Genomic DNA, 12,636 nt, shown 5'->3' with positions numbered 1-12,636 from the left:
CTTTTTTGTCTTAAAAGCTTGAAGGAAAGACACAAATGCAGGTTTTAAAATTTGGTGGTACTTCACTAGCCGACGCTTCGAAGTACAAAACAGTAAAAGACATCGTCTTAGCTCAGCAAGCACAGGATAATGCAGCAGTTGTTTTATCTGCACCTAAGGGTGTAACTAATTTGCTTGTTGCCTTAGCGGATAACGCTTTGAAAGGCTTAGATACCACAAGTTTACTTGCGGACTTAGACCAAATTTTAATGTCGATTGTCAATGATTTAGATAAAGAGTTCAGTGGTTTTGATGGCCAACGTTTAACTAAAATTGTTGAAGAGAAAACTGCATTCTTAAAAGAGCGTTTAAACGGTATTGCTTTGTTGGGTCAGTGCCCAGACGCAGTTAATGCTGAACTAATCTGTTTAGGTGAATTTGTCAGTGTTGAGATCTTTGCAGAACTGTGCCGTGCACATGACCAAGCTGCACAAGTAATCAACCCAGTTGAACTTATCCTTGCTCACGGCAGCTATTTAAGTTCGATGGCGAATATCGAAGAAAGTCGCAAGCGATTTGCCCAAGCGAATTTACCTGCTGCAACTGTATTAGTCATGCCAGGTTTCTGTGCCGGTAATGAAGCGGGCGAATTAGTTACGCTTGGCCGCAATGGCTCAGACTACTCAGCTGCGATTTTAGCGGCGTGTCTGGATGCTAATGGATGCGATATTTGGACAGATGTTGACGGTGTTTACAATGCTGACCCACGCCGTGTTTACGATGCCCAATTACTTGAGCAATTATCGTATGCTGAAGCGATGGAATTATCTTATTTTGGTGCATCTGTTTTACATCCAAAAACAATTGGCCCTATTGCTCAGTACCACATTCCTTGTCGAATTAAGAATACATTAAACCCCTCGGCACCAGGTACATTAATTACCAATGATAGTAAAAACACAGGTCACGTTGTAAAAGGTATTTCAACATTAGATGACGTAACTATGGTTAACGTTGCAGGTCCAGGTATGAAAGGCATGGTGGGTATGGCAAGCCGTATCTTTGATGCTATTTCACGTGAACACGTATCGGTTGTGATGATCACACAATCATCTAGCGAATACAGTGTTAGCTTCTGTATCTACTCTTCTGATACAGACAAGGTGCGCAACACACTCGAAAGCGAATTCGAATTAGAATTAAGCAACCAGTTACTTGAACCAATTGAGTTTAGGGAAGAGCTTTCAGTTATCTCTATTGTGGGTGACGGCATGCGAATGCACAAAGGTATCGCAGCACGTTTCTTTAACTCACTTAGTCAAACTCAAGTGAACATTGTAGCTATCGCCCAAGGTTCTTCTGAGCGTTCAATCTCAGCAGTAATTGAAGGGAATAAGAGTCAGGATGCCATTAAAGTGATTCACCAAAACTTCTTCTCAAATTTACATGTAATTGATGCCTTTATCATCGGCTGTGGCACAGTAGGTAAAGCATTACTTAAACAAATTGAAAAGCAACAAACTTTCTTAAAAGAGCGCAACATCAGCCTTCAAGTTTATGGCTTAGCTAATTCTCGCCAATTAGCACTGGTCCCAACTGGTGTTAAGTTAGATGAATGGCAAAATGCGCTTGATACAGCAGAACAAGGCTTCTCATTAGATGCGTTACAAACTTTTGTTTCAGATAACCATTTAACTAACCCAGTGATCATTGACTGTACTAGTAATGAAGCGATTGCCGATCAATATGTTGATTTCCTAAATGCAGGCTTCCACGTTATTACGCCAAACAAAAAGGCAAATACTAGCTCAATGGCATTTTATGATCAGCTACGCGAAGCTGCGCAAGAGAATAAGCGTCGTTTCCTTTACGAAACTAACGTAGGTGCTGGTTTACCTGTAATCGACACATTGCAGCACTTAATTAATGCGGGTGATGAATTAGTAGGCTTCCAAGGTATTTTATCCGGTTCACTATCATACATTTTCGGTAAACTAGATGAGGGTATGACGTTATCACAAGCGACAAGCATTGCTCGTGATAATGGTTTCACAGAGCCGGATCCTCGCGACGATTTAAGCGGTATGGACGTTGCACGTAAGCTGCTTATTATGGCACGTGAAGCAGGCATGGATATGGAACTTGACGATATCGATGTTGAATCGGTATTACCTACTAGCTTTGATGCTGAAGGTTCGATTGATGAGTTTATGACAAACTTGCCGCAAGCGGATGCGCATTATGCAGAGTTAGCTGAAAAAGCTAAAGCTGAAGGAAAAGTACTGCGCTATGTTGGTTTAATCCAAGATGGCAAGTGTAAATGTAGTATCGAAGCTGTTGATGCTGCTCACCCGCTTCATGCTATTAAAGACGGTGAAAATGCATTAGCAATTGAAAGTTTGTACTACCAACCAATTCCTCTAGTGATCCGCGGATACGGTGCCGGTGCAGATGTTACGGCTGCAGGTGTATTTACAGATGTACTTCGTACATTGAGCTGGAAAAAAGAGGTTTAATATGGCCGTTACTGCTTACGCTCCAGCTTCAACCGGTAATGTTAGCCTAGGGTTTGACATTTTAGGCCTAGCATTGAAACCTATCTCTGGTGAACTACTAGGTGATCGTGTGTCAGTATTAGCTGATGCCGAGGAGTTTAGTCTAGAGTTAGCGGGGCGCTTTGCTCATAAGTTGCCAGAAAACGCCAAAGAAAACATCGTTTACGATTGCTTTGTCGGTTTTCAACAAGCGATGGCTGAGCAAGGTAAGACGATACCTGCTGTGGCGATGTTACTTGAGAAAAACTTGCCAATTGGTAGTGGATTAGGCTCAAGCGCATCGTCTATCGTTGCCGCACTTGCGGCATTAAATGCCTACTTTGAAAATGCACTTGATGATGAGTCGTTACTCAGATTAATGGGTAAATTAGAAGGCCAAATTAGCGGTAGTATCCACTACGATAATGTTGCGCCTTGCTTCTTAGGCGGCTTGCAATTGATGTTAGAAAGTAAAGATAAAATCAGTTTATCTTTACCGACGTTTGATGAGTGGTACTGGACTATATGTTATTCCGGTGCGAGTGTGTCTACAGCAGCTGCTCGTGATATTCTTCCTAAAGAATTCTCAATTAAGACGACTATTGATTTTGGTCGTCAACTTGCGGTTTTCACTGATGCCTTGCATCGCGGCGATAGAGAGTTAGCTGCGGCAATGATGCAAGATGTATTAGCAGAACCGCATCGTAAATCTCTGCTGGCTGGTTTTGACCAAGGTCGTGAATACGCGATGAGCCAAGGCGCCTTAGCTTTTGGTATTTCAGGTTCAGGCCCAACAGTCTTTGCGGTTACCAACAACAAAGAAGCAGCAGAAGACATCCGTTCATGGTTAGAGCAAAACTATATTAAAAACGAATTCGGTTTTAGCCATGTCTGTAAAATAGATAATGATGGTACAACCATCAGTGAGGCGAAATAAGTGGAACTATTTAATTTAAAAGACCCTTCAGAGCAGGTGAATTTTGCTCAAGCGGTAAAACAAGGTTTAGGTAAACAACAAGGTTTATTTTTCCCTAAAACCATCCCAAGTATTGATGATGTAGATGCTTTATTAGCAAAACCATTTAATGAGCGCAGCGCTGAAATTTTAGGTTTATTATTAGGTGACGAAGTTGATGCTGATACGGTTAGCGGCATGGTTAACAATGCTTTCCAATTTCCAGCGCCATTAGCAAAAGTTTCTGAAAACATTTATTCACTTGAGCTTTTCCACGGACCAACGCTTGCGTTTAAAGATTTTGGCGCACGTTTTATGGCTCAGTGTTTATCGACTTTTTCAAAAGATGAAAAAATCACTATCTTAACTGCAACTTCAGGTGATACTGGAGCTGCAGTAGCGCACGCTTTTTATGGTTTAGATAACATCAATGTCGTGATTTTATATCCAAAAGGCATGATCAGCCCATTACAGGAAAAGCTTTTCTGTACTTTAGGTGGCAACATCCATACTGTTGAAGTGGAAGGTGATTTTGATGCTTGTCAGGCATTAGTTAAAAATTCGTTTGACGATACTGACATTCGAGAAGGTTTACACTTAAACTCAGCAAACTCAATTAACATCAGCCGATTACTCGCTCAAGTATGCTACTACTTTGAGGCGATTGCTCAATTGCCAGTAGGAGACCGCGCTAAGGCTGTTATCTCAGTTCCAAGTGGTAATTTTGGTAACTTAACTGCAGCAATGATTGCAAAGACAATGGGTCTTCCAATCAAGCGCTTTATTGCTTCAACTAACGTTAATGATACTGTTCCACGTTACCTGGAAACAGGTGAATGGTCACCAAACCCAACTGTAGCAACATTATCGAATGCTATGGATGTGAGTGCACCAAATAACTGGCCACGTATCGAAGCGCTATTTGAGTTTGATTACTTAGATAAAGCGCTATTATCGGGTGATCGCGTAGATGAAGAATACACTCAAATTGCGGTTAAGAAACTTAATGAGTTAGGCTATGTTTCTGAGCCACATGCAGGTGTTGCTTATAAAGCACTATCTCGCAGTATCGAAGATGATGAAGTAGGTATCTTCTTAGGTACAGCTCATCCGGCCAAGTTCAAAGAATCAGTTGAAAATATCTTAGGTACGCCTGTCGCTTTACCTAAAGAGCTTGCAGATTGTGCTAATAAAACAATTCTATCTGAAACGATCGATTCGAGTTTTGAATCTTTAAAAGCTTATATGTTAAAAACATTGGGCTAAATACTTAACCGTATTCAGTATTAACAAATACCCTGCTTGCAGGGTATTTTTTTATCTATTAAAAGAGGCTTAAATGACTACATGGTCTGATGTTATAGGGCAGGAAAAACAGCAAGCATATTTTCAACAAGCTTTGGCGTATGTAGATGCACAGCGTGCAGAAGGAAAAACAATTTTCCCACCTAAAGAACAAGTATTTTCTGCATTTAAAGCGACAGAGTTCGATCAAGTCAAAGTCGTCATTCTAGGGCAAGATCCTTATCACGGCCCTAATCAAGCTCATGGTTTGTGTTTTTCTGTTCAACCGGGTATTAAGATCCCCCCTTCTTTAGTCAATATGTATAAAGAACTGGCTACGGATATTGAAGGTTTTAGTATTCCCGATCACGGATATTTGCAGGCTTGGGCAGAGCAGGGGGTATTAATGCTTAATACCGTATTAACGGTTGAGCAAGGGCAAGCTCACTCTCATGCGAAAATTGGTTGGGAGCAATTCACAGATAAAGTTGTCGATGCACTGAACCATCAAGCAGAAGGCTTAGTCTTTATTCTGTGGGGCGCCCATGCGCAGAAAAAAGGAAAGATGATCGACAGGCAAAAGCATCACGTTTTAGCCGGACCACATCCTTCACCGCTGTCTGCACACAGAGGTTTTTTTGGTTGTAAACACTTCTCTAAAGCTAATCAATTACTGATTGAACAAGGGAAACAACCTATAAACTGGCAAGTTTAGCCACTTCTAGCCTAGCTAAACGAAAAAAGGTTGAGCAAAGCTCAACCTTTCTATATTTAAATCGCCATATTTTCTAATTCAAATTCATCGTATATACCGAGCTCTCTGAGCTCTTTTTTGAGTCGTTGGCGTTCTTTAATTTCTTCTATTTCTCGCCATTTTCGCTTCTGTGCTGGACGACCACGTGTTGGTGTGTTTTCAACGTTGTTAGAGTTCGTGCTTTCCATAATAGCCTCCTACTTTGGCCATGATTGCTTACTTAACAATTCTTTTCTAACAAGTAGTCGTTGTCTTACTTACAACGCTACTGACAGTCACTCTGAGTAACAAGTAATCTCACAGGTCTAAGCTATAAGGCTTATATGACAAAACCATTAACTATAAATGACAAAAAGGTAAAACCTTGGTGCTTGCCTAGATAGCCTGTGATCCTTCCACTTTTGGTGCTTGGTTAACTTTTAAATTAACTAAAACAGTTACTTGGCTTTTTGAATTAGCGCATACCTTCATCCTAGTTCAGGAAATGACCTAAGTTCAAGTAAAAAATGAGCTTGAATTCACGTTTTTTAGACAAAATTAGAATAAAAATTGTTTTTTAGGTTTTACAGCAACTTATAGAAATAGAGAAAATTAATGATGTGGTTAATAAAAATACTTTGTCTACACTGATCTGCGACGGGTTTAGGTTTGTATTAATCGTCAGCGAGGTGTTAATTATGGATTATAGTCAATCAGTCGATATGGATCCCAATATCTTACTCGGGATCGTCAATGATAAACTCAGACACGAGTGCGGCAACCTTCAAAGTTTAGCCGCTTTATTAGACGCAGATGAAATGATGATAGAAGATAAGTTAGCCGGCATAGGTTATCACTACGAAGTCGGACTAAACCAATTTAGCCCTGATTTAGAGTAGCGTTGTTAATTAGTACTAGCCAGCAAAGTAAGCTAAAAGTATTATGCCTTTTTAACCAAGATTTACTTTGCTGTGCTAGATAAAAACGATTTAATTAAGCTCGCCCGCACGACGATGCCTTTTGGTAAATACTCTGGGCGTGTAGTCATTGACCTACCTGAAGAGTACTTGATTTGGTTTCGTGATAAAGGTTATCCAAAAGGCGAGTTGGGAGATTTAATGGCCTTAGCATTAACCCTGAAAGTAGAAGGGCTAGATACTTTAGTCAAACCACTAAAGGTTAACAACCGCTAATCTTTATAACTCAAATCGACTCGAGATGTGAGACCACATAAAAGTTCATAAGGGATAGTGTCTGCCATAGCTGCAACCGTCTCGACTGGATTTTCCGGGCCCCACAAAATCACTTCATCACCGTTTTTATCTTGGCTAGCTTCACCCAGATCAACGGTGATCATATCCATCGATACTCTGCCTACCATAGGCACAATCCGCCCATTTATATAAACGGGGGTTCCATTTTTAGCATGTCTTGGATAACCATCACCGTAACCAATTGCAACAATTCCTATCGTGGTATTTTCAGTGGCTTGCCAAGTTGCACCATAACCGACAAAACTGTTCGCTTTTATCGTTTTAACGGCAATCAATCGCGACTTTAGCCGCATTGCAGGTTTAAAGTTTTGCTCGGCATGCTTGGCATCTAGCTGCGGAGAGGCACCGTAAAGTAAAATGCCTGGTCTTACCCAGTCTTGGTGTGCTTGCGGGTAATTTAAAATACCTGCTGAATTAGCTAAAGAAGCGTCGGTACTGTGTTTATCTTGGCCTATGAGGTGGTTTTTTAATTGCTCAAAGCAATTTAGCTGGGTCAGAGTCATATCCGACTGCGTGTCATCAGCACAAGCAAAATGCGTCATTAAAATAATATTATTTTTAACGTTGCTACATTGCTTTAAACGCTTGAGGTATTGTTCAGACTGCTCGGGAGCAATACCGACTCTCCCCATTCCAGTATCGATTTTTAACCAAACTTGAATTGGGGCTGATAGTTGTGCTTGCTCTAATGCAGACAGTTGCTCTTCACAGTGAACAACGGTTTCAATATTACTCGCTACTAGGTGGGGTAAATCTTCTGCTTCAAAAAAGCCTTCAAGTAAAACGATCGGTTTGACGATCCCACCTGAACGCAAACGGTAAGCTTCTTGGATGCGAGCGACTCCAAAAGCGTCTGCTTGATGTAAATGAGTAGCGGCTTCAACAAGACCGTGACCGTAACCATTGGCTTTACAGACTGCCAATACTTTGCTGTGCGGCGCGAGCTTTTTTACTTGCAGTAAATTATGACTCAATGCGCTTAAGCTAATTTCAGCGGTAGCCTGATTAACGATGTTATTCAAGGTCGACATAGTCATCCGGGTTGGCCAAGTTATCAAAGCGAGAAAATTGGCCTTGGAAAGCAAGTGGCGCTACACCAAGCGGACCGTTACGCTGTTTACCTATGATGATTTCACCTATGCCTTTTCGGTCTGATTCAGGGTTATAAACTTCATCGCGGTAAATAAACATGATTAAATCGGCATCCTGCTCAATCGAGCCTGATTCCCTTAAATCAGAGTTTACTGGGCGTTTATCGGCTCTTTGCTCCAAGCTACGGTTTAACTGTGAAAGCGCAATAACAGGTACGTTTAACTCTTTAGCCAAGGCTTTTAATGAGCGAGATATTTCAGCAATTTCGAGGGTACGGTTATCTGAAAGAGCGGGTACTTGCATCAACTGTAAGTAATCGACCATGATCATAGAGATACCGCCCTTATCTGCGTTATCTCGGTGAACGCGTCTTGCGCGAGATCGCACTTCTGTCGGTGTTAAGCCTGATGAATCATCAATGTAAATATTGTTGCGCTGAGACATTACACTCATGGTTGATGAAATTCTTGCCCAATCATCATCTTCAAGTTGACCTGTACGAACACGGGTTTGGTCAACACGACTTAGAGACGCAAGCATACGCATCATGATTTGCTCTGAAGGCATTTCCAGACTGAAAACCAACACAGGTCTTTCATCTGCCATAGCTGCATTTTCAACTAAGTTCATCGCAAAGGTTGTTTTACCCATTGATGGTCGTGCTGCAACTATAATCAAGTCTGAAGGTTGCATACCTGCTGTTAACTTATTCAGTGCATCAAAACCAGTTGTTACACCTGTGATACCGCCTGAGCCTTTTTGCATGGCTTCTTCAATTTTAGCTACAGTGCTAGATAAGATACTTGTAAGGGTTCGCGGGCCTTCGTTTTCATTGCTTCTTTGTTCTGCAATTTTAAAAACTTTACTCTCGGCTAAATCGAGTAACTCGTTACTGTCACGCCCTTGTGGATCATAACCTGCTTCAGCAATTTCATTGGCAACACCAATTAGCTCTCTAACAACCGCGCGCTCTCTAACGATATCGGCATAAGCTGTGATGTTGGCAGCACTTGGGGTGTTGTCAGCAATTTCAGCAAGAAAAGCAAAGCCGCCAATTTCTTCTAGTACATTGGCCTGCTCGAGCGCTTCAGATAGCGTGATCAGATCAATTGGTCTGTGATTGGCGACCAACTGTTCCATTTGTTCAAAAACGATACGGTTGGCTCTTAAATAAAAGTCTTGAACAACTACGCGTTCGGCAACTGAGTCCCACTTGTCGTTATCGAGTAACAAACCACCTATCACAGATTGCTCTGCTTCGAGTGAGTGTGGGGCGGCTTTGATATCTTCTACCGAAACCGTTTTTTTATTATTCCAGTCTTTTTGTGCCATTTAATACAGGTTTTTGCTTAACTTTCAGTAGGCGCTATTATGCGCTTTTTATTACAACTTATCTATTTACTGATTAATCTTGAGCTGACTCTTTTTGCGCTTTGCCGAAGATATATTCACTTTCGTTAACGAACTCTTTTGTCGACTTACCAGAATTGAATAAGAGTTCCGGTACTAATAGGTTTTTAGAATAACTCGGTAATGGTGAGAAATCTTTTTGCTGTGAGTATTGTAAGGTGTAAATCGCTGAGATGGTCAGACATGTTAAACCTGCTGTGACTAACCAGTGGCGCGTTTTTTTAAATTGGCAGCTTAGATAAAGTGTCACGTGGAATAGAGCAAAGTTGATAGCCAATATTAAAATGAAGCCCAGTAGTTCACCCAAGCCGGTTATGGCTGAGTTGTAGCTCAAAACAGTCAGTACCTTATCTAATGCAATATACCCTAGGGCGCACAGTAGTAAATTACTGACATGGGCTAAAAAGCGAGCCTCGTGTTTTAAGAACCTCGCGATGATGACCCAAAAAGCAGGCCAAATTAGCATGACAAAACCGGTCACAATCAGTGGGTTGATAACTTTTTTCCAAACGAATTCACCACTGGTACCAAGAAACTGCTCCAAAATCAGATAACTGAAAAACAGGACGACACAAGTTAAAGTCACCAGCTTTTGACTAAAGTATTCAACAACAGATTCTGTTTTAGTAATGGGTAGGGCAGGCTCTACAGGGTGATTTGAATTGAGAATGCGAATTTTTTGTTTGCCAAGATAAAAAGTATCACCGGTTTTAAATTTATAAACATTAGATAAGTTTTTACCTTTAAGTGGTTTAACTCCATTAACTGAATCAAGGTCAATGAGTTCCATTGTCCCATCTTCAGCGCGTTTGATCACCGCGTGGTAAGCACAAATATGCGGTTCTTTAAAGATCACATCATTATCTAGACCACGGCCTAAAGTGATCTTGTTACCAATCGAGCGAACTTGTTTTTTTATTTTGCCACTGCGATCTAAAATTTGAATCGTCAAATCTAAATCTGAAGCTAATGTGTCCTCAGTCTGGTGCTTGGCTGTTTGTTCAGCTGGGCTAAAACCTGTGTTAGCTATATCAGCGTGTGTTATTTCCATGAGATTTTATCCATAAACTTTTCGGTAAAAGCAAGGCTCGAAGACTTACTGACACCAGCCAGCGTAAAGTGACTTAGCAACGCTTTGTTGTTGTCACTTGCGGTAACTGCGATAAATAACAAATCAAACAACTCAGGGTATTCTTTATAAGCCCGAGTACATAAAACGGCCTTGTTTATGTGCACGCTCTGGTTGAGTTGTTGGAAATCTTGATGGCAATGATAGTTCGATACGTCGTCATCTCTGGCTGAATTACCAGGCCCTACACTGGCAAATTTTGCCTCTAACAAATTGTAAAACTGAAAGCTATTGAGCTGTTTGTTTTCAAACCAAGTGAAAGCCACTTCTACTCGGCCCGTTAAAAACTTAGGTTTGATATAGATATATTCTTTACTTGAACAAATGACACTAGAAGCAAAAAAGTGAGCGTCTTCATCTGCTGCGTTTGAATCACCCCAACAAGGAATGAAAGGGGCCACTTCACTGAAAACATGCGCATCGCCCAAATCGATCTCTTTCCAAGGCTGGGCTAGTAATTTATCAATTTTATCTGCCTGACTTGCTAAAAGCTGCAGTTCTATCTGTTTCGCATATTGAGATTTGGCTGATTGCCCTTCAGTTAGGACTAACTCTGGGTTACTGACTAATGTGTTGAGCTTCGCTAAAGGCACTAAAAAGCCAATTGCATTACCACTGGTAGCAACATTGACACCGATGATTTGCCCTTGTTCGTTTAATACTGGTCCACCACTCATGCCCGAGTTGATTGCACCAGTGAAATGAATTCGCTGGTAGTAGCTTTTATTAGTAATACCGTTGTAAATACCGGGAACCACTATCATGCCGTAATCACTTGGGTTACCAATTGAGTAGGCCTGGTTACCTTGGATAGGTTCAGCTTGGGCTAACTCAAGCGGTTTAACTTGATGAGTTGTTTTTAATAGAGCTAAATCGTTGACGATATCGAAATTACTGATACTCGCGCTGTGTCTTTGTTTATCTGCTGTTTCAAGTTCAATTTTGTAGTGTTCTGGTTGGTGAATAGCATGTGAGATAACGTGAAAGTTAGTCGCTACTGTTTTACTGTCTGCAACGTAAAACCCTGAACCTATCGCAGTTTTGTTACCACTACTGGTTTCAATTACTTGCACTTGTACAACTTGCTGAGCATATTCGCTGAACAAGCTTTGTGCGTCATTATTTGGCTGATTAATTGCCTCGTTGGCACTTAACGATTTCGAATACGTAAAAAGTAAGAAAATCAGATAGATAAAAACGTGTTTGCTGCACGCCATAATAACAAGGTCATCCTTAGAGTTTGCAAGAACCAATCAAAAGATAGGTTAGAATGACTTAAGAGTACCACAGTCGATTGTTTAATAACTAGTGATAGAAAAATAGAAATAGATTGGCAATAAAATGCGTAAAAAAGAGATAAATAAGAGAGTTGGGTAAGTGAGCAAGCACTTACCCAATATAACTTAGCGTTTTAAAGCGTCTGTTAAATGTGGCTGAATTGTTTTTAAGATATTCGCCACTACTTTAGTATTACCAGCAACGATGTTACCTGATACTAAATAGTTATGACCGCCAACGAAGTCTGTCACTACGCCACCCGCTTCACGAACGATTAGCTCGCCCGCTGCAGTATCCCAAGGCTTTAAGCCTAGTTCCCAGTAACCATCAACACGACCTGCTGCAACGTATGCTAAGTCTAGTGCTGCTGAACCAGCGCGGCGAATATCCGCTGTAAATTGGAATAACGCATTGAACGTTTCTAAGTAAGCTGGTGTGTGTGATTTGTATTTGAATGGGAAACCTGTTGCTAACAAAGTGCCATTTAAATCTTTAGCACTAGCAACACGGATACGGAACTCGTCTAATTGAGCGCCTTTGCCACGACAAGCAGTAAATAACTCGTCACGGATAGGATCATATACAACACCCAATTCTGTTTTACCTTTTACACGAAGTGCAATTGATACAGCAAAGTGAGGGACACCACGAACAAAGTTTGTTGTGCCGTCTAGTGGGTCGATAACCCATTGGTAATCAGTGCGTTTACCCGTCTGCTCACCGCCTTCTTCACCAACGAAGCTGTGTTCTGGGTATGATGTTTTGATAACTTCAATGATGGCCGCTTCAGCAGCATGATCAATGTTAGTTACGTAATCATTTTCTGATTTATTCGTTGTTTTAACTAAATCTAACTCTGAAAAACCACGAGCAATAATATGCCCAGCCTTACGCGCAGCGCGTACAGCAATCGTCAGCATTGGATGCATTGTATTAATCCTATCTGTAAAAGAACTTGGTAAGTATAG

General features: G+C 41.0%; 12 protein-coding genes. 6 read left to right on the top strand and 6 right to left on the bottom strand.

Features of this window, described 5'->3' with window-relative positions:
- Positions 1 to 35: 35 nt before the first annotated feature.
- The 4 genes from thrA (at position 36) to ung (ending at position 5,467) form a co-directional block, all read left to right on the top strand.
- On the top strand, positions 36 to 2,495 hold the full coding sequence (thrA, locus tag HR060_RS01225) for a bifunctional aspartate kinase/homoserine dehydrogenase I (protein WP_174198435.1): 2,460 nt from the start codon (positions 36 to 38) through the stop codon (positions 2,493 to 2,495).
- A gap of 1 nt (position 2,496) precedes the next feature.
- A complete protein-coding gene (gene thrB, locus HR060_RS01220) occupies positions 2,497 to 3,450 on the top strand; it encodes a homoserine kinase (protein WP_174198434.1) in 954 nt (317 codons plus the stop codon).
- The gene (gene thrC, locus HR060_RS01215; protein WP_174198433.1) at positions 3,451 to 4,734 is read left to right on the top strand and encodes a threonine synthase; all 1,284 of its coding nucleotides are present in this window, start codon (positions 3,451 to 3,453) and stop codon (positions 4,732 to 4,734) included.
- Between the two features lie 73 nt (positions 4,735 to 4,807).
- Entirely contained in the window at positions 4,808 to 5,467 is a 660-nt protein-coding gene (gene ung / locus HR060_RS01210; RefSeq protein ID WP_174198432.1) for a uracil-DNA glycosylase, read from the top strand.
- 56 nt (positions 5,468 to 5,523) lie between these two features.
- Here ung and HR060_RS01205 read toward each other — a convergent pair whose 3' ends face one another.
- Positions 5,524 to 5,694, bottom strand: a complete 171-nt coding sequence (locus tag HR060_RS01205; protein WP_174198431.1) for a DUF3545 family protein — start codon at positions 5,692 to 5,694, stop codon at positions 5,524 to 5,526.
- Between the two features lie 489 nt (positions 5,695 to 6,183).
- Here HR060_RS01205 and HR060_RS01200 point away from each other — a divergent pair, with 489 nt between their 5' ends.
- Both HR060_RS01200 and HR060_RS01195 read left to right on the top strand, forming a co-directional pair.
- Positions 6,184 to 6,384, top strand: a complete 201-nt coding sequence (locus HR060_RS01200) for a DUF4250 domain-containing protein (protein ID WP_174198430.1) — start codon at positions 6,184 to 6,186, stop codon at positions 6,382 to 6,384.
- A gap of 72 nt (positions 6,385 to 6,456) precedes the next feature.
- Complete coding sequence (locus HR060_RS01195) at positions 6,457 to 6,678, top strand: putative quorum-sensing-regulated virulence factor (RefSeq protein WP_174198429.1); 222 nt, start codon at positions 6,457 to 6,459, stop codon at positions 6,676 to 6,678.
- On the opposite strand, the gene alr is transcribed toward HR060_RS01195, so the two are convergent.
- The 5 genes from alr to suhB all read right to left on the bottom strand — a co-directional run bounded on the left by alr (position 6,675) and on the right by suhB (position 12,597).
- Positions 6,675 to 7,790 (bottom strand): alanine racemase, encoded by a 1,116-nt coding sequence (alr, locus tag HR060_RS01190; RefSeq protein ID WP_217434840.1) that lies wholly within the window; start codon positions 7,788 to 7,790, stop codon positions 6,675 to 6,677. The genes HR060_RS01195 and alr overlap by 4 nt on opposite strands.
- On the bottom strand, positions 7,774 to 9,183 hold the full coding sequence (dnaB, locus tag HR060_RS01185; RefSeq protein WP_174198427.1) for a replicative DNA helicase: 1,410 nt from the start codon (positions 9,181 to 9,183) through the stop codon (positions 7,774 to 7,776). Before dnaB ends, alr begins: the two co-directional genes overlap by 17 nt.
- A gap of 73 nt (positions 9,184 to 9,256) precedes the next feature.
- Positions 9,257 to 10,312 (bottom strand): FHA domain-containing protein, encoded by a 1,056-nt coding sequence (locus HR060_RS01180; protein ID WP_174198426.1) that lies wholly within the window; start codon positions 10,310 to 10,312, stop codon positions 9,257 to 9,259.
- Positions 10,303 to 11,607, bottom strand: a complete 1,305-nt coding sequence (locus HR060_RS01175) for a S1 family peptidase (RefSeq protein ID WP_174198425.1) — start codon at positions 11,605 to 11,607, stop codon at positions 10,303 to 10,305. Before HR060_RS01175 ends, HR060_RS01180 begins: the two co-directional genes overlap by 10 nt.
- 186 nt (positions 11,608 to 11,793) lie before the next feature.
- On the bottom strand, positions 11,794 to 12,597 hold the full coding sequence (suhB, locus tag HR060_RS01170; RefSeq protein WP_174198424.1) for an inositol-1-monophosphatase: 804 nt from the start codon (positions 12,595 to 12,597) through the stop codon (positions 11,794 to 11,796).
- Positions 12,598 to 12,636: the final 39 nt, after the last annotated feature.

The organism is Marinifaba aquimaris (genome assembly GCF_013328345.1).
Taxonomy (GTDB): Bacteria; Pseudomonadota; Gammaproteobacteria; order Enterobacterales; family Alteromonadaceae; genus Marinifaba; species Marinifaba aquimaris.
This window is presented reverse-complemented; position numbering and strand designations above follow the sequence as displayed.

Coding starts and splice junctions, on each gene's coding strand:
- alr (WP_217434840.1), bottom strand. CDS start 7,790: ATGTCGACCTTGAATAACATCGTTAATCAGGCTACCGCTGAAATTAGC.
- dnaB (WP_174198427.1), bottom strand. CDS start 9,183: ATGGCACAAAAAGACTGGAATAATAAAAAAACGGTTTCGGTAGAAGAT.
- thrB (WP_174198434.1), top strand. CDS start 2,497: ATGGCCGTTACTGCTTACGCTCCAGCTTCAACCGGTAATGTTAGCCTA.
- HR060_RS01205 (WP_174198431.1), bottom strand. CDS start 5,694: ATGGAAAGCACGAACTCTAACAACGTTGAAAACACACCAACACGTGGT.
- thrA (WP_174198435.1), top strand. CDS start 36: ATGCAGGTTTTAAAATTTGGTGGTACTTCACTAGCCGACGCTTCGAAG.
- HR060_RS01175 (WP_174198425.1), bottom strand. CDS start 11,607: ATGGCGTGCAGCAAACACGTTTTTATCTATCTGATTTTCTTACTTTTT.
- HR060_RS01200 (WP_174198430.1), top strand. CDS start 6,184: ATGGATTATAGTCAATCAGTCGATATGGATCCCAATATCTTACTCGGG.
- suhB (WP_174198424.1), bottom strand. CDS start 12,597: ATGCATCCAATGCTGACGATTGCTGTACGCGCTGCGCGTAAGGCTGGG.
- ung (WP_174198432.1), top strand. CDS start 4,808: ATGACTACATGGTCTGATGTTATAGGGCAGGAAAAACAGCAAGCATAT.
- HR060_RS01180 (WP_174198426.1), bottom strand. CDS start 10,312: ATGGAAATAACACACGCTGATATAGCTAACACAGGTTTTAGCCCAGCT.